This window comes from Pseudomonas sp. FME51, from assembly GCF_014897305.1.
In genome coordinates, this window is the sequence record NZ_JABUYN010000002.1 from 165,294 (window position 1) to 186,883 (window position 21,590).

The following is a 21,590-nucleotide window of genomic DNA, read 5'->3' on the forward strand; positions in this document are numbered from 1 at the left end:
CTATTCAGCTGGTTTGGGTTTCGGCTGCCAGAGTACTTCAGGCGTGTTTTCCAGCCGCGCTATGCTGCGTGCCACGACAAACAGCAGGTCGGAGAGCCGGTTCAGGTAGGCCTGTGCCTGTGGGTTCACTGCTTGCTGGTCGGCCAGTGTCAGGTAACGACGTTCGGCACGGCGGCAGATGCTCCGGGCCAGATGAGCCTGAGCGATCAAAGGGGAACCACCGGGGAGGATGAACTCCTTCAAGGGCGGTACCTGGGCGTTGAACAGATCGATCTGCTCTTCCAGTTCGGTAACGTCTGCGCTGTCGATGATGTTGACGCCGGGAATCGCCAGTTCGCCACCGACATCGAATAGCCGGTGCTGCACCGGCGCTAAGGCCGTCTGTACCGGCTGCAGAGCATCATTGAGCAGCCCGGCGAGCAGCACGCCGAGGCAACTATTCAGTTCATCCACATCTCCCATGGCCTCGATGCGCGGGCTGTCCTTGGGGACGCGGCTGCCATCGGCCAGGCCAGTGGTGCCGGCATCGCCGGTGCGGGTATAGAGTTTGCTCAAACGGTAGCCCATGCTGTTCTCCTGTAAATAGGGGGGCAGCCTAGCCCATCTGTCAGCCTCAATCCATAAGACCCTGACGTTCTGCCGCGCTAGTCCTGTGGCAGGCCGAGCGTGGCGAGGTATCGCTGCAGTTGCCGATGCAGTTCATCCAGTACCGGCGTGAGGAGGCCGGCTTGGCGGGCGGTGCGACAGGCATGGCCGAGGATGAAATCGATTTCGGTGCGTCGCTGGGCATGCACGTCCTGGCGCATGGATGAACTGTTGCTGGCGGTGGCCTGGATTACCGCTCTAACCCGTTGCGTCAGCTCAGGCAGTGACAGGACGACACCCTGACTGGTGAGCAATGCCTGCAGTTCAGCCAGCAGTGGATTGAACATCGCGCCGGCATGCTCGAGCACCTGCCCGTTGGGGCAATCATGCAACGCCGTGACCGGGTTGATGGCACAGTTGATCGCCAGTTTTATCCAGAGCACTGACAGGATGTCCTGCTCCCAGCGCCAGTCGATGTCGGCTCGGGGCAGCAGCGTCAGCCAGTCAGGTGCGCAACGCTGTTGCGGATCGCCCAGCAGCGTCTGCCCGACACCGGCCCAGATGACCTGATTGGCGTTGCGCTTCCAGGCACCGTCGGTAACACTGGCATAGAGCACACGCTGCGCGGGGAAGCGTCTGCGGGCAGCCTGTTGGCTGCCCAGGCCGTTTTGCAGCAAGATCAGTTCGCTGCCAGCGTGCAGTCGCTGCGCTACGCTTTCCAGCGCCTCGGCCACGGCCCAGGCTTTGGTAGTGACGATCAATCTATGGATCGGCTCCTGGCTGCTGTCGGCCAGCTCGGCAGCTACTCTGACCGTCTGCAGGTCCCCTGGTCGTTCGAGCAGCAGAGTGTTTTCGCGGCTCTGCCAGTCCTGTAGAGCCTGGGGGGTGTGCAGGATCAATCGGCAGTCGATGCCGGCGAGGGAGCAGCGACTGGCCCATAACAGGCCCAGACTGCCCGCGCCGAGTATATGCAGGACCTCAGACACGTTGTGGTATCCGCACTTCGGTGATCAGGTTGGTCGCATAGGCCTGGCTCAGATGCTGTTCGACGTGCTGCAGCATGCTGTCGGCAGAGGCGATCGGATCATCTTTCTCGATTCTGCTCAGAGACATGCCGGCCCGCACCGAAAGATAACCTTCGCTGGTCTTGAACGCCTTGAGGTTGAGGCCATCGTGCAGCCGGCGGAAGCTGCTGGGTTTGCAGTCGTCAGTGCTGTCTCCAACGGTGCAGATGGCGAACGTGTTATTGCCGGTGCGTGCGATCACGTCCATGGGGCGGACCAGCTGTTGCAGTCTGCGAGCGATACCCCTGAGCAGCTCCTGTTGCACGGTTTCGCCGAAACGGCTGCCTACTTCATCGAAATTCTGAATGCCCAGTACCAGCAGTGAGCAGAACCCGCCGCGCGATTCCACTCGCTGCAGAGCTTCCTCCAGACGTTGCTGCAGGTAACGACGATTACCGAGGGCGGTCAGGCTGTCGACCAGATTATGCTCTTCGAGCTGCGCGTTGTTGCTGGCCAGCAGGCGATTCTCTTCCATCAGACGATTGATCAGCTGACTGATCCGGTCCGCTGCATAGATGCGCGGCAGCAGTTGTTCGTTCATGGCGGACTTGCTGATGAAATCATCCACGCCCCGATCGAAGGCCTCGCCGAGCACGTTGTCACCTTCCCGGGCAGTCAACAACATGACGTAGGTGTAATGGTCAGTCTGTTCATCACGCTGGCGGATGCGCGTAGTCAGTTGTAGCCCGTCCATCTCCGGCATCAACCAATCGGCAACCATGACGCTGGCGGCGCGTTCCTCGTGCATGGCCAGTGCAGCCATGGCCGAGCTGGCAAAGCGGATATCCGTGTAACCCGCCTGGGATAATGTATGGCCTATGACGGCACTGCTGAACTTGGTATCGTCCACCACCATTATGCTGAGTTGGGGGTTGGGCATGTCTGAGCTCCCTGCTGCATGTTTTAGGACTGATGTCGGTATAATGCCACGTCATCAGCCCAATGTTTTGCCACACCGTTCACAAATCTCATATTTAATCGAGGTCAAGCCATGCCGTCTTTTGATGTGGTGTCCGAACTGGACAAGCATGAAGTAACCAACGCTGTCGATAATGCCATGAAAGAGCTGGATCGACGCTATGACTTGAAGGGTAAGGGCAGTTTTGAGTTCAAGGAAAAAGAGCTCACCGTGGCGATTACCGCCGAGGCTGAATTCCAGCTTGAGCAGTTGTTGGATATCCTGCGACTGAGCCTGACCAAGCGCAAGATTGACGTGCAGTGCATGGAAGTGAAAACGCCTTACGCTTCGGGTAAGGAGATGAAGCAGGATGTCGTGCTGCGCGAAGGTATCGACCAGGCGCTGGCGAAGAAGATCGTTGTGAGGATCAAGGAAGCCAAGCTCAAGGTGCAGGCCGCCATTCAGGGCGAGCAGGTGCGGGTAACCGGCAAGAAGCGGGATGATCTGCAGGAAGCCATGGCGTTGCTGCGGACTGCGGAGCTCGATCTGCCGCTGCAATTCAATAATTTTCGCGATTGAGAGGGGGTGTAATGATGGAGGCGTTTATGGGCACATTGGATGGCTGGCAGGATCAATTGCTGCCGATGGTGGTTAATTACGGCAGCCAGTTGTTATTAGCGTTGGTTACGCTGCTGGCCGGGTGGTGGATCATCGGCCGCATCACTCGGGCTGTCCAGGCATTGCTGCAACGTCGCAATGTGGATCCCACCCTGCACAGTTTCATCGGCACTCTGGTCAATATCGGCCTGAAGGCGCTGCTGCTGGTCAGCGTCGCCGGTATGGTGGGGATCGAGACTACGTCATTTATCGCGCTGATCGGTGCGGCAGGTCTGGCAGTGGGGTTGGCGTTGCAGGGCAGTCTGGCGAACTTTGCCGGCGGCATCCTGATTCTGGTGCTGCGCCCATTCCGAGTCGGCGAATACATTCAGGCTCAGGGCGTGGAAGGCACGGTCGATAACATCCAGATCTTCCACACCTTGCTTAAAACCGCTGACAACAAGACAGTGATAGTGCCCAACGGCACTTTATCCAACGGTAATATCATCAACTTCTCCCGGCAGCCGACCCGCCGGGTGAGTATCGATCTGCGCATCAGTTATGGGGACAACGTCAAGCATGCTCGCAAAGTGTTGCTGCAGTTGGCGCACGCTGATAGTCGGGTGCTGAAGGATCCGGCACCCGCGGTATGGTTGGCCACGCTGGGTGAAAGCTCGGTCGATCTGTCCCTGCGGGTCTGGACGAAGACGGACGACTACTGGGGTGTGTTCTGGGGACTCCAGGAGCAGGCCAAAGAAGTCTTCGAAATCGAAGGTATCACCATTCCCTACCCGCAGCGCACCATGCATCAGGTCCAGCCGCTGGACTGACGCTCAATCGATCCCCGGTCGGTGCATTCGGTCGGGGTGGGCGTGTTTCAGCAGCATAGCTGCCAGCACTATGGCCGGCAGCCCGGTCAGGGCGGTCGCCATGAAGAAGCTCACCCAGCCAACGTTAGCTGCCAGTACACCGGTGAAGCCCGCGGCAAACTGCCCCGGCAGGGTCATCAGCGAGCTGAACAATGCATATTGCGTCGCTGTATAGGCGGTGTTGGTCAGACTCGACAGGTAAGCTATGAACACTGAAATGGCCAGCCCCCCGGTAATGTTGTCGGCAATGATCGCCACTACCAGTCCGTAGGTCTCTGGTCCGATGAAGGCCAGCCAGGCAAAGGCCAGATTGGTTGCCGGCGCCATGAAGGCCGTTAACAGCAGAATCGGTGCAATGCCGAAACGTGCGACCAGCAAACCACCCAATCCCGCACCGAGCAGGGTCATGCCCAGACCGAAGGCTGCCGCAATATTGGCAATCTGCGCCTTGCTGAAACCCAGGTCGAGATAGAAGGGGTTGGCCATCACGCCCATGAAGATGTCGCTGATCCGGAAGGTGGCAATGAAAGCCAGTATCAGCAGGGCAGCTTTGCCGTAGCGCTGGAAGAACTCGGCAAAAGGACAGACCATGGCGCCGATGAACCACGCCGTGAGATGGCGCCGCCAGCTGCTGTGGCGGGTCTGGGCCAGATAGTCGGCGACACGCTGCTCGAAGTGCAGGGTGGTGCTGGTTACCGAGACGGCCGGTTCAGCGATAACCAGGGTGGTGACGACGCCTACGCCCATCAACAGGGCCATGCTGCCGTAAGCCAGCATCCAACTATCGATGGAGGCCAGGTGCAATGCGCCGGCGCCCGCCGCGAGAACTGCCACCCGATAGCCGGTGACATAGGTGGCCGCCATGGCGGCCTGCCGATGACGGGCTTCGGCTTCGACTCGGTAGGCGTCAATGGCGACATCCTGGGTGGCGGAACCGAATGCCGCCAGGACTGCCCACAGTGCGACCAGAGTGAGATTCTCCCGTGGGTCGGTGAGTGCCATGCCCAGCAAGGCGACGGCAATCACCAGCTGAGCCAGCAGCATCCAGGCCCGGCGCCGGCCCAGCAACCGACTGAGCAGAGGCAGCGGAGCGCGGTCAATAAGCGGCGCCCACAATACCTTGATCGAATGGGCCATGCCGACCCAGCTGAGAAAGCCGATGGCGGCCAGCTCGATACCCAGATCGCGCAGCCAGGCGCTGAAGGTGCCGCCGACCAGCAGCAACGGCAGCCCGGCGGAAAAGCCGAGAAACAGCATCCCCAGCACGCGGGGTTTGAGGTAGACCTTCCAGCCCTCACGGTCTGGTACTGCTGGGGTGTCGTTCATTGAGTGGTCACTTGTCGCCTGTGTGCAGATCCGGCCAGCCGTAACGGGTCATGCTAACCCGCCGGTTGCGGATGATGACACCTTCGGCCATCAGTCGCTGATATTGTTCCTGTCCGGAAGCACTGTCCGCTGGCAGCGACAACTGGCCCTGGCTGTTCAGCACCCGGTGCCAGGGCAGGTTGGTGTCGTCCGGCAGCTGCCCCAACCAGCGTCCGACCAGCCGTGCACCGCGGCCCAGGCCGGCCAACTGCGCCAGTCGACCGTAGCTGCTCACGCGCCCCGCTGGAATGGCTGCCAGCACCTGCCAGAGCATCTGCTTGCGCTCATCCGCAATAGGGGCGGAAGCAGATGCCCGGGAACCTTCTCTCATGGATAATGCCTCTTCCTTTGTCTCTTTCAGATAGTCCAGGCTGGTTTTCATGTTGATGTCACGTTGTCTGCTGTTGCTTTCCCTGCTGTGCGCACTTCCCGCGGTCGCCGATACCATCTGGCTGGATAACGGTGACCGGCTGACTGGCCGCGTCGAGCTCATGGAAGGCAACAAGCTGGTCATTCAAACCGATTTTGCCGGTCAGGTGGCGGTCAATGTCAATCGCATACGCACATTGGAGAGCGACAGAACACTGTTGATCAAGACTCGCGACAATACTCAGCACGCGCGGCGCATTCAACCGTCCGAGCAGCCAGGGGAGATATGGCTGATCAATGGCGAGCCGGAACCGCAGTCTTTCAGACTTGATCAGCTGCAACAGATGATGGAGCCGCAGCCCTTGATCGAGGATTGGGTCTGGGATGGTCGGGTGGATCTGTCGCTGGAGCTGGAGAACACCGAGTCAAAAAAACGCGATCTCGATGTGGATATATCAACCGAAGCCCGACATGGCGATTGGCGACATGCCTTCACCGGGGATTTCGAGCGCGACTACCGGGACGATATCAAGACCCGCCATTGGTGGGAGTCGGATTACACCCTGAGCTGGTTCTTCGCTGACAAATGGTTCTGGCAGAACCGGATCAGCTATCAGCGTGATCATCTGGGTGAAGTGAAGCGGCAGATCCAGGCGGGTTCTGGCCCGGGTTACGAGTGGTGGAACAATGCCTTCGGCCGCTTCGAGACCTCTGCGCGTCTCGAGCATCTGCGTATGGATGCACGGGACGGGGATAGCAGTCGGAGCAATGGCCTGGGCTTGGCCTGGGATTATCGACGATACCTGTTCGGTAAGCGCTTTCAGCTGGTTCACAATGCTGAAACCCTCATCCCCAATGATGACGAGGTGAGCTATATCGTCGATGCTGAGCTGGGGCTACGCTACCTGTTGAACAGCTGGGCCTCGCTGAGCTTCATGACCGAATGGGATTACACCGACAGTTCGGACGATAAGAGCCGCAACGAGACCCGCTACAAGGTCGGCTTAGGCGTCAACTGGTGACGCCGGGCGGACTTGAAACTGACCTGTCCAACCCCATATAAGAACTTTGAAACCATTCTTGAGGTTGTCATGCCATTGTTGCGCATATTGTTGTTGGCGCTGCCGCTGATCGAGCTGGCGAGCCTGATCCTGCTGGGACAGGCGGTCGGGGTTGGCTGGACTCTATTGTGGGTGCTGTTCACCGGCGTCGCCGGGTTGATGCTGATTCAGCGTAACGGCTGGGGCATGCTGCAACGTCTGCAACAGCAGATGGCCAGTAACCGTAGCCCCTTCCATGTACTGAAATCAGGCATGTGGGGTGTGCTCGCCGGTGTGTTGATTGCCTTTCCGGGGCTGGTCACCGATGTGCTGGCCATTCCGTGTCTGATCATGGCTCTGCTGCACCGCAGCGGCGGTTCCGGCCCGGATGATCAAAACGGTCCGCGTATGTACCGGCAGGGTGAGCACACCATCATCGAAGGCGAGTGGGAGGCTGATCACTCCACGCCCGGTGCGGATGACTCGCGACTGAACCGGCCGTGAAAATTTTGTGGCCCGGCCCTTGAAAAGGTTTTGCCGGGCCCCATAAACAATGCACCAGTTTTGCAAGGGCCCATAGAAGGGAACTTGCGTTGGACAGGGACGCAGCTTCGGCACGTCCTTCAGGCCGCAGGCCTGGTTAACTTGAAATGCCGGCATGCCGGCCTTTGACACTCATTTGGGAGACTCACAACGATGAAAATCCGTCCGTTACACGACCGCGTAGTCGTTCGTCGCAGCGAAGAAGAAACAAAAACCGCTGGCGGTATCGTTCTGCCGGGCTCTGCAGCAGAAAAGCCGAATACCGGTGTGGTTCTGGCTGTTGGGACCGGGCGTCTGCTGGACAATGGCGAAGTGCGTCCGCTGGCCGTCAAAGAAGGCGACAAGGTTGTTTTCGGGCCCTACTCCGGCAGCAGCACCATCAAGATCGATGGCGAAGAGCTGCTGATGATGAGCGAATCCGAGATCTACGGTGTTCTGGAAGGTTGAGACTCCACCGCCCGATCCCTTAACGAATTCATTTGAAGGAAAGTGAAAATGGCTGCTAAAGAAGTATTGTTTGATATTGCCGCACGCAACAAGATGCTGGAAGGCGTCAATGTTCTGGCCGATGCCGTCAAGGCAACTCTGGGGCCGAAGGGCCGCAACGTTCTGATCGAGCGCAGCTTCGGCGCGCCGCTGATCACCAAGGACGGCGTTTCCGTTGCCAAGGAAATCGAGCTGAAAGACCGCTTCGAGAACATGGGCGCTCAGCTGGTCAAAGATGTTGCCTCGCGTGCCAATGATGACGCTGGTGATGGTACTACCACCGCGACTGTTCTGGCTCAGGCTATCGTCACTGAGGGTCTGAAGGCCGTTGCTGCCGGCATGAACCCGATGGATCTGAAGCGCGGCATCGACAAGGCCACTGTGGCCGTTGTTGCCGAGCTGAAGAACCTGGCCAAGCCCTGTGCCGACTCCAAGGCCATTGCCCAGGTAGGTACCATCTCCGCCAACTCCGACGACTCCATCGGCAACATCATTGCTGAAGCCATGGATCGCGTTGGCAAGGAAGGCGTGATCACCGTTGAGGAAGGTTCCGGCCTGGACAACGAACTGTCCGTCGTTGAAGGCATGCAGTTCGATCGCGGCTACCTGTCTCCGTACTTCGTCAACAAGCCGGAAACCATGTCCGCTGAGCTGGACAACCCGTACATCCTGCTGGTCGACAAGAAGATCTCCAACATCCGCGAAATGCTGCCGGTGCTGGAAGCTGTTGCCAAGGCCGGTCGTCCGCTGATGATTGTTGCTGAAGACGTTGAAGGCGAAGCGCTGGCTACTCTGGTCGTCAACAACATGCGCGGCATCGTCAAGGTTGCTGCGGTCAAGGCTCCTGGTTTTGGCGATCGCCGCAAGGCCATGCTGGAAGACATCGCTATCCTCACCGGCGGTACCGTGATCAGCGAAGAAGTCGGCATGAGCCTGGAAACCACTACCCTGGAGCACCTGGGTCAGGCCAAGCGTATTCAGATCAACAAGGACAACTCCACTGTCATCGACGGTGCTGGTGCCCAGGCTGATATCGAAGCTCGCGTTGCCCAGATCCGCAAGCAGGTTGACGACACCACCTCCGATTACGACCGTGAAAAACTGCAAGAGCGTCTGGCCAAGTTGGCTGGCGGTGTTGCAGTAATCAAGGTCGGTGCTGCTACCGAAGTGGAAATGAAAGAGAAGAAGCACCGCGTTGAAGACGCACTGCACGCTACCCGTGCTGCTGTCGAAGAAGGCGTGGTACCTGGCGGTGGTGTTGCGCTGGTGCGCACTCTGGTGGCCTTCGAGAACCTGAAAGGTGACAACGAAGATCAGAACGTCGGTATCAACCTGCTGCGCCGTGCCATCGAAGCGCCGCTGCGTCAGATCGTTACCAACGCCGGTGAAGAAGCTGCTGTCGTGCTGCAGGCTGTTCGTGCAGGTGAAGGCAACTACGGTTACAACGCTGCCACTGGCGAGTACGGCGACATGATCGAAATGGGTATTCTGGATCCGGCCAAGGTCACGCGTAGCGCTCTGCAGGCTGCTGCGTCCGTAGCCAGCCTGATGATCACTACCCAGGCCATGATTGCCGAGCTGCCCGACGACAAGGGCTCCATGCCTGATATGAGCGGTATGGGTGGCATGGGCGGTATGGGCGGTATGATGTAATTCGACGAAAGTCGCTCAGTCAGCCAGTCTGGCGGGGTGCATCACAGAGCGGTACCGGCTTGCAGCCGGTGTCGCTCAAGCCTCGCTGAAATGGTAATTGAGAAATCCGATATCCGGGCTGATGTTCAGTCCGGATATTTTTTTGCCCAAGCAGTAGTTCTTCAGATATGGGTAGAAGCCCGTACTCCCGCCTTATCCCGTCTTCCAGAAAAAATATACCGGTTGCAGCGAACCTCACGCGAGGTGCGTTAGATACCTGCTCATTCGTTGGAAAAGTCGAAGCTCATGCTGTCGGCAGGCGGCTGCAGATAGTCACCCTGAATATAGTTGACTCCTGCTTGCCAGAGCGTAGGCATCATGGTTGCACTGTTGACGCCGGAAACCACGGTCAACTTGCCCTGATTGTGCAGCGTGGCTACCATTTCCTTGAGACGCTCTACTGCTTCAGGATCAGTCAGATCGCTGCTGAAGGAATCATCGATCTTCACATAATCCACAGGCAGATGTTTGAGCACGGCATAGGGGTTGAGAGCCCCACCGAAATGACTGAGGGCAATCCGCGAATGGATTGAGTGCAGTGCTTCGGCCAGCACCTTGGCATGTTTCAGGTAATTGTTGGCGTCGGCGTCGTTGAACTGGAAAATCAGCGCATCGGCGGGCAGCCGGGCTGCCTTGAGCAGGTTGGAGATCCACTGAACGATTTCTGGATCCTGCAGACTGGCGCTGCTCAGGTTGAGGATCAGATGGATGTTCGCTCCCTTGCTGCGCTGTTGGGCCAGCAGCCCCACGGCCCGCGTAATCAGCCAGCGATCAATCTCGGTGGCGAGACCTGATTCCAGGGCGGCCTTGTGGAATTCCGCGGCTGGAATTTCTTCACCTTGACTGTTGAACAGTCTGAGAAAGGTTTCGTAATGTTCTGAGTTGTCACCACGTAAACTGATGACGGGCTGGAACTGCAGATTGAAACCACTGGTTTCCAGCTTGTGGCGAATCAAGGCGATGATATTGCCCCGGTTGGCCATATGTTCGAGCTCTTCGAGCGGGTTGAATATCTTTATGGCGTTGCCACCTTTCTGGCTGATCTGCTCGGCGAGGCGGTGAGCGCGTTCGATGGCCTGGGTTGGCTCTGGATGAGTCTCGCTGATGCAGGAGACGCCCATGCTGACGGTGATCTGGATAGTGCGACCATTGGCCTCGAACAGATTGCCTTCGATCTGCTTCAGCAGGGTCGCCAGCTGCGCGGCGACAGGGTCGGGCTCGGTGCCTTCGATCAGCACGCTGCAGGCATCATCGCTGAAGCGGGCGAGTAGCGTGTTTTCCGGGAAGAAGCGCCGCAGAATTTGCGCCAGGTCGGCAAGAATCAGATCCGAGCCGCCGATGCCGATGTCGGTTTGCAGCGTGTTGAAGTTGTCAATGCTGATGTACACCAGCGTGCTTGGTTGACTGTTGTGCACCGCCTGCTCGCTGACGCTATCCAGTTGCTCCTGAAACCAGGAGCGGTTGAACAGTCCGGTGACCAGGTCGTGACTGGCCATGGCCTTGAGCTTCTGTTCGAACTCGGCACTGGCGGTTTCAGCGCGGATAACCACCTGGGTACAGGGCTCGCCATCGTAGTGTGCCGGCGAAAAGCTGAGCATGATGGGGAATTCTTTCCCTTCGCTGTCCACCGCGTTGCAGCGCATCTCGCTTTGGTCGCCACGGCTGGCGTAATGTCGCAGGAAGTCCTTGAAGCTGTCCTGATCCCTGGCAGCAATCAGGCCGACCACGGGCTCGGCGGCAAGATCATCGGGATCGTCATAACCGAACAGGCGGATATAGGAGCGGTTGGCATAGATATGCATACCATCCAGCACATAGGCAATGGCGTCGACAGAGCTGTCCAGCAGCAACTGACAGCGCTTCTCCGTTTCGCGCAGGGACTGTTCGGCGATGCGCCGCTTGCGGCGGGCGGTCAGGTTGGTCAGTTCACGCTTGACCACCAGGGCGATCAAGCTGTCGGCGCTGGCCGGTACGGTATCTTGCATGCCACAACGCAGAGCATCAGTGCGCGTATCGGCGTCGCTCTGATCAGTCAGCAGGATGAAGGGTACGTCATGGGAGTGGCTGATGATCTGACAGGCTTCCAGCGCGGTCATGACGCTGGTTTCAGGGCAGGCAAGACAAAGATCCCAGGTCTGCTGAAGCGACTCGTGCAAATCTTCGCGCGAGGTTATCCGGTGGGCTCGGGTAGCATGCCCAGCGTTGCGTAAAATACTCACCAGACGCTCCGCATTGTTTTGCGAGTCGTCCAGAATCAGCAGCCTTATAGCGTGTGCGTCAGTGCCCATGGCATTCCGTTAGTTCCCAAGCGATCCGTCCCTGAGGGGCCAAGTGACTGAATTTACAGAGACTTCCACAGCGAGTCAAAGTCATCCTCGGTACTGATGGTGAAACTTGTGCTGTCGGTCTCGGTTTGGTTGCCGGTTTTTTTCATCTGATCCAATACATGATGCTCGAATTGGCTGAAGCTGCCGGTGGCGGTGATGCGATCCACCAACTGGGCGCGAAGCTCCTGACCGTCGAGATACAGCATTACCTTGTTGTTCAGCTGGAAGGGCAGGCGAGGGGTAAGCAATGTCGGAGGACGATCGATCGAGGTGACTTCCGGCACCATCAATGCGCGAAGATAGCGGCTCGGCTGCTCGGTCTTGCGCAGTAGCTTGATGGCAGAGGGTGTGCAGTGCGGCGCGATCAGCTCAATGCCCATCTGGGTGCCACCGCCGCGTACCTGGCGAATCCACCGTACCACCGCCAGGCTCCAACCCTGATCGACGTCTTCCTGCACACCGAGTAACTCGCCAGCCTGGAGTTGTTTGGGGACTTCGCGGGGCCAGGTCAGACAGAAGCCACCGGGGCTGTGGTTGATGATGCGTAAACTATGCACCGGGTAGCTCTCGGCATTTTCCTCATCGCTGGGTTCGGTCGGGCTGTTGTAGTCTATTTTTTCCACATCCCTGGGAGCCCAGTCGATGCTATGGTCGCCGTCGAATGCATTGCTCCAGCCTTCCTGGGCAGCACGCCGGTTCGCCTCGGAAAAGGGATTGTTGTCGTCGGTATTGAGGAAACGCGAGAAGCTCTTGCCGGCGACCTGAAAGTGCGTGGCGCTCATGCCGATGGTGACATTCAGTTCCCCTCGACCCGGCATGCGATTGAACGTGCGTTCCGCGAGGTCTCCCCAGGATTGGCTGATATGCTGCAGCAACTCCACGCCCAGACCTTCGGGTACCTGTAGCCGATTGCGGGCCGGCTCGCTGTCCAGTAGGTACTGTTTGATGGTGTCGACCAGCTGGCGGGTGTCCAGACCGAGGCTGCCAGTCAGGTCTTCATCAAGTACCTGCGATCGGTAGCGGGGCGAGCAATCCATGTCCAGGTTGATGATGAACAGCGCATCGACGGACTCGGGCTCCACCAGAACAACCAGGTTGCTCCAGTCTTCGAGTCGGGCGAACAGCTTGGCCATGGTGGTCTGGCGGATCTGATTGGGGCGTGCGGCGCCCATCAGCAGCACGGCCAGGTAGGCCTGCTCGATACTGAGTGTTTTGCCGCTGAGGCTTTCCGGATCTTTTACCGGTATCTGGTGCTGGTTGCGCTTGCGCGCCAGAAGATAAAGTTGGTGAATTTCCAGCCAGATGCCGTCAGCGACCGGACAATACAATTGATAGGCGCGCAACAGCGGGCCGCACAGGGCACGGATGGCGCGCTGGATGGCCTGCATGACGAGCTCCGTGCGCCCACGGCTTTTCATCTCATGCTCATGCGCAACCACTATCTTGTAGCCGTTGGCCAGATGGTTCTGTAGGGATTGCGAGAGGTTGGCGACCTTGCGCGGTCGGTCTTCCAGAACAATGGACTGGCCCAGATAATAGCGTGCCAGGGACGAGCAGACGTAATGAACTTGCGGGCGAATCTGTTCCAGCATGGCCAGACGCTTTTCCGGCGACACCTGCAACTGATTGAGTTCGATCACCCCCTGATAGAGCTGCCGAGCGGTTTCGCCGATATTCGCCTTGGGTAGATTGGCAATCCAGTCAGTGATGCCTTTTTCACTACTGTCGGCAAAGCTGAGGGACGTCAGTGTTTGCTGAGGCACCCGCAAGTTGAGTGTATGCGCTGTGTTATCCATAACATTTTTCTTCCGCTGCAGCCTTTTCAGGCTAAATCGAGAACGAATCAATCTGGAGTTCCATACATGCGTCATACCAAGATGAGTCTTTATGATCAAAATGTAGCAGCTGGCTCACACCCACGCGAAGGGCGGGCCCATCACTGACTGATCAATTCGGGCGGCAGTGGTGTTTTACTGGCTGCCCCTGCGATCTCCCGGACCAGGCGTGGCACCAGGAAACCCGGCAACTGTGCCAGCATCTCCCCGGCCAGTCGCCTGGCGGCCTCATCGTCCACATGAAAATGCTGCGCTCCCTTCACGTGATCCAGTACGTGAAGATAATAGGGCATAATGCCATGATCGCCTAGCGCTTCGCTGAGCGCGAGCTGGTCCTCGATTCGATCATTGACGCCTTTGAGCAAGACCGCCTGGTTCAACAGCATCACGCCAGCACGTCGCAGGGTCTGGATAGCACTGCCCAGCTGATCATCCAGCTCGTTGGCATGGTTGCAGTGCAGCACCATGGTCACCGGCAGGCGGGTACCACACAAAGCTTCTATCAGGCTGTCGGTGACCCGCTGGGGGATGACCACGGGCAGCCGGGTATGTACTCGCAGCCGCTTTACATGGGGGATATCGGCAATCTCGCGAGTCAGCCACGACAAGCGTTTGTCGTTGGCGGCCAGAGGGTCGCCGCCGCTGTAGATAACCTCGCGGATGCTCTCATCCTGGCGGATGTAATCCAGGGCCTGCTGCCATTCGTCGGTGCTCAGTGCGTTGTCGCCGTAGGGGAAATGTCGGCGGAAGCAATAGCGGCAATTAACCGCACAGCCGGCACTCACGATCAGCAGCAAGCGCCCCTGATATTTATGAATGATGCCCGGACGGGCATTGGTATGCTGCTCGCCAAGGGGGTCAAGCACGAAATCCGGGTGTTCCAGCAGCTCCTCGCCCACCGGCAGAACCTGGCGCAACAAGGGGTCCTGGGGATTGCCACGCTGCATGCGGCTCAGGTAGGGTTCGGGGACTCTCAGCGGAAAGTCGGCGCTGGCAGCGTGAGCTGGGCCGAGCAGTGCCGGATCCAGATCAAGGCGGCTTAATAGTATTCTGGGGTCGGTAATACTCTGAGACAGCAGGTTTTGCCAGCTGACAGACTCAACAGCGGCTGAAGTTCCATGTATCATTGCGTTTTTCCGCGCATGGGTGGCAGGGCATCCGTCAGACGTTGCATGCTACGTCAGGCAGTGACCATCGGTCGGCGCGATTTCGGATGTATCCGTTCAAACTGTAAGTGGGAAATGTATGGCCAACTATTCTACCAACGAATTCAAGTCGGGTCTCAAAGTGATGCTCGACGGCGATCCTTGTGCGATTCTCGAGAACGAGTTCGTCAAGCCGGGCAAAGGGCAGGCCTTCAACCGGGTCAAGGTCCGTAACCTGAAGACCGGTCGGGTCAACGAGCGTACCTTCAAATCAGGCGAGACGCTGGAAGGCGCCGATGTGATGGATCGGGAGATGGAGTACTTGTATGCCGATGGTGAGTTCTGGCACTTCATGGCAACGGATGGCTCTTTCGAGCAATTTGCCGCAGACGAGAAAGCCGTGGGCGACTCGTCCAACTGGTTGAAAGAACAGGTCATCTACACCATCACCCTGTACAACGGTGCGCCGATTGCAGTTACCCCGCCGAACTTCGTCGAACTGGAAGTAGCCGAGACTGACCCGGGGATGCGTGGTGATACCTCCGGTGGCGGTAACAAACCGGCCAAGCTGGTCACCGGTGCCGTGGTCAAGGTGCCGCTGTTCATCAACGTGGGCGACGTGCTCAAGGTTGATACCCGCACTGCCGATTACGTTGGGCGCGCCTGATAGTATCAGGCTGCTATGCTGCGGCCATTTCTGTGGCCGATAGCAATTCACTTCCGCTGTGTTTAGCGCCCCGCTTCAGAGACTGCCAGCTGAGGCGGGCGCGATATCTTCAGTTTCCCATGGCAATTTGATTCAAATTGCTACAGGACGCGTCCTTGCTCTTCTTATTTATCTGACTTTCGCACTGGCCGGGAAGTGCTGGCATTCCCGGGGTTTTCAGATTTCCCTGTATGGCTGAAATGTGTAAATTGTGAGCTCATGATTTAACGGAGCGCAGCCAACCGATGCCCGTCCTTTTTCCAGCGAGATCGAACTGACCATGCTGGTCAGCCTGTTAGCCATTCTTATCAATGGACTCTGCGCGCCCTTTGTTTGGCGTGTTGCCCAGCGTCACGCCGGTCTGCTTCTCGCGCTGGTTCCGGCTGCCAGCTTCGTCTGGTTTTCCTTGCAGATATCCGAGGTGGCGGGGGGCGGGGTGTTGTTCGAAAGTCTGGCCTGGGTTCCCTCGCTGGATGTGGCGCTGGGCTTGCGACTGGATGGGCTGGCTCTGTTGTTCGCGTTGCTGATTACCGGGATTGGCGCGCTGATCGTGATGTATTCCGGGGCTTATCTGCGCGGCCATCCGCAGCTGGGTCGTTTTTATATCTACCTGCTGGTATTCATGATGGCCATGCTCGGGCTGGTGCTGGCTGATGACCTGATTGCCTTGTTCGTATTCTGGGAGCTGACCAGTATCGCGAGCTACCTGCTGATCAGTTTCAATCATGAGAAGGCCGAATCGCGCCGCGCCGCTCTGCAGGCGCTGCTCATTACTGCCGGTGGCGGTCTGGCATTGCTGGCGGGGCTGGTGCTGCTGGGCATCGCTGCGGACAGCTGGCAACTGTCCCAGCTGCAGGCTGATGTGGTGCAGGCCCATGCGCTGTTTCCGGCGATCATGGTGCTGGTATTGATTGGCTGTTTTACCAAGTCGGCGCAGTTTCCCTTCCATCTCTGGTTGCCCAATGCAATGAACGCGCCCACGCCGGTCTCCGCGTATCTGCATTCCGCCACCATGGTCAAGGCCGGTATCTATCTGCTTGCCCGTCTCAATCCCACGCTGGGTGGCGGTATGGGTTGGAGCACGGTGCTGATCACTCTTGGAGCGCTGACGGCACTACTGGGCGCCGTTCTGGCGATCCGCCAATATGATCTCAAGCGCATGCTGGCCTATACCACCGTCACGGTACTCGGCCAATTGACCATGCTTATCGGTACCAACACCAGCTATGGTCTGCAGGCGTTTGTGCTCTATCTAGTGGCGCATTCCTTTTACAAAGGCGCCTTGTTCATGGCTGTAGGGGCTATCGATCACGCCACCGGTACGCGGGATATCCGGCGTCTTAGCGGCTTGTTCACGCTGATGCCACTTACCGGCGTCGCCGTCGGGCTGGCAGCCTTTTCCAATGCCGGCCTGCCACCATTCTTCGGCTTCATTGCCAAGGAGTTCAAGTACGCCGGGCTTATCGAAATGGGCTCGATTGGCTGGACGGTCACTGTGGTGATGATCCTGACCAATGCGCTTTTGGTCGCTGCCGCCGGCCTGATCTTCTTCAAGACATTTCTGGGCACGCCCGGCAAACTGAACCGCAATCCCCATGAGGTCAGCCCGTTGATGTGGGTCGGTCCGCTGCTGCTGGCCGTGGGCGGCTTGGGCCTGGGCGCCTGGAATCAGTGGCCGGAAGTCTGGCTGATCAACACCGCCGTGCAGGCCGTCGCCAGCGAGGCAGTGGACGTGAGACTCTACCTGTGGGGCGGAATTACCCCGGCGTTGATTGCCAGCGCTCTGACGCTGGGGCTTGGCACGATATTCTATTTCAATGCCAACGCCATTCGTGCCCTGGCAAACCAATTGGGGAGCCTGTGGAAATTCAGCGGAGATCTGCTCTGGGACAAGCTGCTCAAACGCCTGTTCCAGTTTGCTGGCGCAGTGGCCGGGTTGTTCCAGCATGGTTCCCTGCGTTTGCATATGGCGCTGATGACGCTGGTGGTCAGCCTCTGTGTGCTGAGCGGTGTGCTGATGATGGACACCACAGCCTTTGAGCATCAGGCATTGTCAGAGGTGACCGTGCCGGGAGTGCTCGGCTGCCTGCTGGCATTGGGCGGCGCCGTGGGCGCTGCGTTCATGGCTGGTCGTCTTGCGCTGGTTGCGTCTCTCGGTGCCAGTGGTCTGGGTCTGGCGCTGTTCTTCGTATCGATCAATGCGCCGGATGTGGCGTTGACCCAGTTGATGGTCGAGACCCTGACCGTGGTCTTTCTGGCGATGGTGTTGCGGCGGATGCCGGCGGTGCCGGCCAGCGGCGGAAGTGGGGCGGGTGCGAATATCTGGCATGCCGTCGTGGCAGTGCTTTTCGGACTGGCAGTGACCCTGCTGATCATGACCGCGGTCAGTCAACCGTTGCCGGGTGATCTGGCCGACTGGTTTCTGACCAATAGTCTGCCGAACGGATACGGCAGCAATGTGGTGAACGTCATTCTGGTCGATTTTCGGGCTGTCGATACGCTGGGCGAGATTCTGGTTGTGGCTATTGCCGCGCTGGCCGCGTCGACGCTGCTGGGCGCAGGGCAATTGCCCGACCTCAAGCCTCGGGGCCTGCCGGAATTCGGCTCGTTGATGTTGCGTCAGAGCATGCGCCCATTGGCGACGGTCCTGCTGGTGGTGTCGCTGGCGATTCTCTGGCGGGGGCATAACCTGCCGGGTGGCGGTTTCATCGGCGGGCTGGTCGCAGCGACCGGGTTCACCTTGTTGATAGTGACATTCGGACGCGGCATGCAGCGCGGGCTGGCGCGGATTGCGCCGCCTACCATTATCGGGATCGGGCTGGCCTGTGCGGTGAGTGCTGGGCTATTCGGTCTGGTGGCCGAACTGTCTTTCATGACCGGGCTGTGGATTGAGCTTCTCGGCGTGAAGCTGGGAACACCGTTGCTATTCGATGTCGGGGTGTTTCTGACGGTCTTCGGTTCAGTCATGCACATGCTGCGCAATCTGCTCGGGAGGACTGCCTGATGGAGTGGATCGGTGCTGTCACTGCCGGCATCATGGCCGCTTTGGGTGTGTGGATGATGCTGAATCGGCATCTGATGCGCGTGGTGCTGGGGATCGCCGTGCTGGGCAATGCCATCAACGTGGGGGTGTTGACGGCAGGCCGCTTTGCCGGCAGCGAGGCAGCTTTCACCTTCTCTGGTCAGGATGTGCTGGACTCGGCCAACCCGTTGCCCCAGGCACTGGTGCTCACTGCCATCGTGATCGGTTTTGCGCTCTTCGTGTTTGCGCTCTCGGTACTCAAGCGTACCCATGAATTGCATGGCGACAAGAACACCGATCGTGTCAGCCAGGTGACAGAGCAGCCTGCCCCGGACGAAGACGAAGAGCAAGCCTGTCCTCCAGTTGGGGAGGGCAAGCCATGAATGTACTGATTGTACTGCCCATTCTCATTCCGCTGTCGACCCTGCTGCTCGCGTTGCTGGTCAGGCGCCGTCATGCCTGGGTCACCGCCATCAGCATGACGGGCGCCGCCCTGTTACTGCTCGTCGGTCTTTATCTGGTGGCCCTCGCTGCCGAGGGCAGGGTGCTCAGTGCCCAGATGGGCGGGTGGGCCGCGCCGTACGGGATCAGTCTGGTGATAGACCGGCTGTCTGCGGTGATGGTCGCGATTACCGGGGTGATCGGGTTGGCTACGCTGGTCTATTGCTTCCGCCAGCCGATGCCAGCCGATTTTCTGCGCGATACCCATCTATTCACCCAAGGGCTGCTGGTCGGCATCTGTGGGGCGTTCATCACCGCTGACGTATTCAATCTGTACGTCTGGTTCGAGGTCCTGCTGATCGGGTCGTTCGCTCTGATTGCCTTGGGCGGCGGTGAGCGGCGCTTGTCGGGTGCCATGACCTATCTGCTGCTGAACATGCTGGCGACACTGCTGTTTCTGCTCGCTGCCGGGCTGGTATATGGGGCGACCGGAACGTTGAACATGGGCGAGCTGGCGCTACTCTTTCGCGCCGATCAGGCCAGCTCGGGAGCCTGGCTGGGCGTTGTGCTGATGTTGGTTTCGTTCTCGATAAAGGCTGCGCTTTTCCCCCTCTTCGGTTGGCTTCCGGCCAGCTATCACGTGGCCTGGACGCCAGTCTCCGCCTTGTTCGCCGGGCTACTGACCAAGGTCGGTGTATACGCTCTGATTCGCCTGGTGACCTTGCTCTGGCCGGAGTCCGGTGTGGTCCATTCGGTGTTGCTGTGGGTAGCCTGTGCGACCATGATCATCGGTGTGCTGGGTGCTGCTGCGCAGACCGAAGTACGACGCATATTGTCATTTCATATCGTCAGCCAGGTGGGATACATGGTGCTCGGACTGGCGCTGGCTACGCCGCTGGCATTGGCAGGGGCGGTCTTCTATCTGATTCACCACATCGTGGTGAAGGCCAATCTGTTCTTCGTCGGCGGTATCGCTGCACGGCTGACCGGCTCCGAGCGTCTGGCGGCGATGGGTGGGTTATATGCTCGGGCGCCCCTGTTGGCTATTCTCTTTGCCATACCCGCACTGTCCTTGGCAGGCATACCACCATTGTCGGGATTCTGGGCCAAGTTCGTACTGGTCAAGGCCAGCCTGGACGCTGGAATCTGGATGGCAGCATTCTTCGCCTTGTTTACCGGTATTTTCACCTTGTTATCGATGAGCAAGATCTGGAATGAAACCTTTCTCAAGGCACATCCTGATCCGCAGAAAATGGGTATGGCGGGCAATGGGCCGCGTGCCGCCTGGTTTACGATCGCTGCGTTGGCGCTGATCACGGTGATGATCGGTCTGGGCGCCGGCCCGGTGATGAACTACGCCATCGCCGCGTCGGCCCAGTTGATAGAGGCGCCAGCCTATCTACAGCTGTTGAACAGAGAGGGCGAATGATGTTGTATCTGCATCTGCTGCTCGCGACGGTGCTGGCCATGCTAATGGCTCAGGCGAGCCCGCTCTACTGGATACTGGCGTTTGCGGCTTTGTACCCGTTATTTCGGCTGTGTGGACTGGCACATGGGCCCAGTCGCTTGTATGCGATGCGCATCGAAGCCGGCGCGATATTCGTACCCTGGTTTACCTATCAGGTATTTCATGCGTCGCTGGACGTGGCGAAGATCGTATTGAATCCGTGTCGGCAGATTGAATCTGCTGTGGTTCGCGTGCCTGTTCAGACGCAGGACAAGCGGTTGATCACGCTGATTGGCTGCTTGCTTTCTTTGACCCCGGGCACACTGGCGCTGGACTACCAGCCGCGCACAGGAGAGATGTTCGTGCATGTTCTGGATACTCGCTCGATAGAGTCCATCAGCGGAGCCATCGCCGAGATAGAGCGGCGTCTCATGCGCTGGGTGCGACCCCTGGGAGGTGGCCGGTGAATGTGGTCCTGGCGGGTCAGGCCTGGGTGCTGCCGCTGGCTGGCGGCATGCTGATTCTCAGCACATTGTTGATAATGTGGCGCCTGCTGGTGGGGCCGAGCAGGCCGGATCGGGCTGTCGCCATCGATGCGTTAACCATGATAGGCGTGGCAGGGGGGGCTGTTCTGGCGCTGATGAGGGAGCAGCAAGTGCTGTTGGATGTGGCCATCATACTGGCGATTGTCAGTTTCCTGGGCAGTGTCGCCTTTGCGTTACTGTTCCTGGGCTCTCACCACAGTGATGACTCACAGGCTCGGCTGGAACAGCGGAATCAGAAGGACAGCGAATGAATGACCTTATCGCCTTTGCCGGCTCGGTCCTGGTGCTGCTTGGAGCGTTGTTCAGTCTGCTGGGAGCGCTCGGCGTATGGCTACTGCCTGATGCCTACAGTCGGATGCATTCAGCAAGCAAGGCGGGCGCCCTGGGGGCAATTCTGATCTTGCTGGGGACGCTGTTTGCTACGGCAGGCCATGCCTGGTTGTTCATTCTGGTGGCGATTGTGGTGTTGCTGCTCACCGCGCCGATGGCAGCTCATGCCATCTCGCGTGCCGGCCATCTGGCGGGCGTACGGCCAAAAGTCGGCCCGCTCGGTGATGCCCTGCAGCGTGACAGGGACCGCAACATCGATCAGTGAGTGGCATAATGCAGCCCCA

General features: G+C 58.8%; 21 protein-coding genes. 13 read left to right on the forward strand and 8 right to left on the reverse strand.

Translation table 11 applies throughout. The annotated features are described in order from the left end of the window. From INT39_RS05160 to INT39_RS05170, 3 genes are all read right to left on the reverse strand, one after another. Complete coding sequence (locus INT39_RS05160; RefSeq protein WP_193072370.1) at positions 1–567, reverse strand: cob(I)yrinic acid a,c-diamide adenosyltransferase; 567 nt, start codon at positions 565–567, stop codon at positions 1–3. 77 nt (positions 568–644) lie between these two features. After that, a complete protein-coding gene (locus INT39_RS05165) occupies positions 645–1,571 on the reverse strand; it encodes a 2-dehydropantoate 2-reductase (protein ID WP_319021323.1) in 927 nt (308 codons plus the stop codon). Next, a complete protein-coding gene (locus INT39_RS05170) occupies positions 1,564–2,529 on the reverse strand; it encodes a diguanylate cyclase domain-containing protein (RefSeq protein WP_193072377.1) in 966 nt (321 codons plus the stop codon). The genes INT39_RS05165 and INT39_RS05170 overlap by 8 nt, the downstream gene beginning before the upstream one ends. Positions 2,530–2,640: 111 nt before the next feature. Here INT39_RS05170 and INT39_RS05175 point away from each other — a divergent pair, with 111 nt between their 5' ends. Both INT39_RS05175 and INT39_RS05180 read left to right on the forward strand, forming a co-directional pair. Next, a complete protein-coding gene (locus INT39_RS05175) occupies positions 2,641–3,126 on the forward strand; it encodes a YajQ family cyclic di-GMP-binding protein (protein ID WP_193072380.1) in 486 nt (161 codons plus the stop codon). A gap of 14 nt (positions 3,127–3,140) precedes the next feature. Further along, positions 3,141–3,974 carry a mechanosensitive ion channel family protein gene (locus tag INT39_RS05180; RefSeq protein WP_193073031.1) on the forward strand — a complete coding sequence of 278 codons (834 nt, stop codon included), beginning with the start codon at positions 3,141–3,143 and terminating at the stop codon, positions 3,972–3,974. 3 nt (positions 3,975–3,977) lie between these two features. On the opposite strand, the gene INT39_RS05185 is transcribed toward INT39_RS05180, so the two are convergent. Both INT39_RS05185 and INT39_RS05190 read right to left on the reverse strand, forming a co-directional pair. Then, positions 3,978–5,339 (reverse strand): AmpG family muropeptide MFS transporter, encoded by a 1,362-nt coding sequence (locus INT39_RS05185; RefSeq protein ID WP_193072383.1) that lies wholly within the window; start codon positions 5,337–5,339, stop codon positions 3,978–3,980. A 7-nt stretch (positions 5,340–5,346) separates the two neighbouring features. Then, positions 5,347–5,652, reverse strand: a complete 306-nt coding sequence (locus INT39_RS05190) for an MGMT family protein (protein WP_413468905.1) — start codon at positions 5,650–5,652, stop codon at positions 5,347–5,349. 106 nt (positions 5,653–5,758) lie between these two features. On the opposite strand from INT39_RS05190, the gene INT39_RS05195 reads away from it, so the two are divergent. The 4 genes from INT39_RS05195 (at position 5,759) to groL (ending at position 9,469) form a co-directional block, all read left to right on the forward strand. Next, positions 5,759–6,769 carry a DUF481 domain-containing protein gene (locus tag INT39_RS05195; RefSeq protein ID WP_193072385.1) on the forward strand — a complete coding sequence of 337 codons (1,011 nt, stop codon included), beginning with the start codon at positions 5,759–5,761 and terminating at the stop codon, positions 6,767–6,769. Positions 6,770–6,838: 69 nt separating this feature from the next. Continuing rightward, on the forward strand, positions 6,839–7,291 hold the full coding sequence (locus INT39_RS05200; protein ID WP_193072387.1) for an FxsA family protein: 453 nt from the start codon (positions 6,839–6,841) through the stop codon (positions 7,289–7,291). A 192-nt stretch (positions 7,292–7,483) separates the two neighbouring features. After that, positions 7,484–7,777, forward strand: coding sequence for a co-chaperone GroES (locus INT39_RS05205; protein ID WP_036988527.1), 294 nt, complete (start codon positions 7,484–7,486; stop codon positions 7,775–7,777). Between the two features lie 48 nt (positions 7,778–7,825). Further along, positions 7,826–9,469 (forward strand): chaperonin GroEL, encoded by a 1,644-nt coding sequence (gene groL / locus INT39_RS05210; RefSeq protein WP_193072390.1) that lies wholly within the window; start codon positions 7,826–7,828, stop codon positions 9,467–9,469. Positions 9,470–9,729: 260 nt separating this feature from the next. On the opposite strand, the gene INT39_RS05215 is transcribed toward groL, so the two are convergent. The 3 genes from INT39_RS05215 to epmB form a co-directional block, all read right to left on the reverse strand. Further along, complete coding sequence (locus INT39_RS05215) at positions 9,730–11,796, reverse strand: EAL domain-containing protein (protein WP_193072394.1); 2,067 nt, start codon at positions 11,794–11,796, stop codon at positions 9,730–9,732. Positions 11,797–11,849: 53 nt separating this feature from the next. Then, positions 11,850–13,631 carry a molecular chaperone gene (locus INT39_RS05220; protein ID WP_193072398.1) on the reverse strand — a complete coding sequence of 594 codons (1,782 nt, stop codon included), beginning with the start codon at positions 13,629–13,631 and terminating at the stop codon, positions 11,850–11,852. Positions 13,632–13,771: 140 nt separating this feature from the next. Then, a complete protein-coding gene (gene epmB / locus INT39_RS05225; RefSeq protein WP_193072404.1) occupies positions 13,772–14,797 on the reverse strand; it encodes an EF-P beta-lysylation protein EpmB in 1,026 nt (341 codons plus the stop codon). A 118-nt stretch (positions 14,798–14,915) separates the two neighbouring features. Here epmB and efp point away from each other — a divergent pair, with 118 nt between their 5' ends. The 7 genes from efp (at position 14,916) to mnhG (ending at position 21,571) form a co-directional block, all read left to right on the forward strand. Continuing rightward, positions 14,916–15,482: an elongation factor P gene (gene efp / locus INT39_RS05230; protein ID WP_193072406.1), complete on the forward strand. Its 567-nt coding sequence runs from the start codon at positions 14,916–14,918 to the stop codon at positions 15,480–15,482. Positions 15,483–15,801: 319 nt separating this feature from the next. Then, the gene (gene mbhE, locus INT39_RS05235) at positions 15,802–18,525 is read left to right on the forward strand and encodes a hydrogen gas-evolving membrane-bound hydrogenase subunit E (RefSeq protein WP_193072417.1); all 2,724 of its coding nucleotides are present in this window, start codon (positions 15,802–15,804) and stop codon (positions 18,523–18,525) included. Further along, entirely contained in the window at positions 18,525–18,926 is a 402-nt protein-coding gene (locus INT39_RS05240; protein WP_193072418.1) for a sodium:proton antiporter, read from the forward strand. Before mbhE ends, INT39_RS05240 begins: the two co-directional genes overlap by 1 nt. Further along, positions 18,923–20,413 (forward strand): proton-conducting transporter membrane subunit, encoded by a 1,491-nt coding sequence (locus INT39_RS05245; RefSeq protein ID WP_193072420.1) that lies wholly within the window; start codon positions 18,923–18,925, stop codon positions 20,411–20,413. Before INT39_RS05240 ends, INT39_RS05245 begins: the two co-directional genes overlap by 4 nt. Further along, positions 20,410–20,898 (forward strand): Na+/H+ antiporter subunit E, encoded by a 489-nt coding sequence (locus tag INT39_RS05250; protein ID WP_193072423.1) that lies wholly within the window; start codon positions 20,410–20,412, stop codon positions 20,896–20,898. Before INT39_RS05245 ends, INT39_RS05250 begins: the two co-directional genes overlap by 4 nt. After that, positions 20,895–21,227, forward strand: coding sequence for a monovalent cation/H+ antiporter complex subunit F (locus INT39_RS05255; RefSeq protein WP_193072427.1), 333 nt, complete (start codon positions 20,895–20,897; stop codon positions 21,225–21,227). Before INT39_RS05250 ends, INT39_RS05255 begins: the two co-directional genes overlap by 4 nt. Continuing rightward, positions 21,224–21,571, forward strand: coding sequence for a monovalent cation/H(+) antiporter subunit G (mnhG, locus tag INT39_RS05260; protein WP_193072437.1), 348 nt, complete (start codon positions 21,224–21,226; stop codon positions 21,569–21,571). The genes INT39_RS05255 and mnhG overlap by 4 nt, the downstream gene beginning before the upstream one ends. Positions 21,572–21,590: the final 19 nt, after the last annotated feature.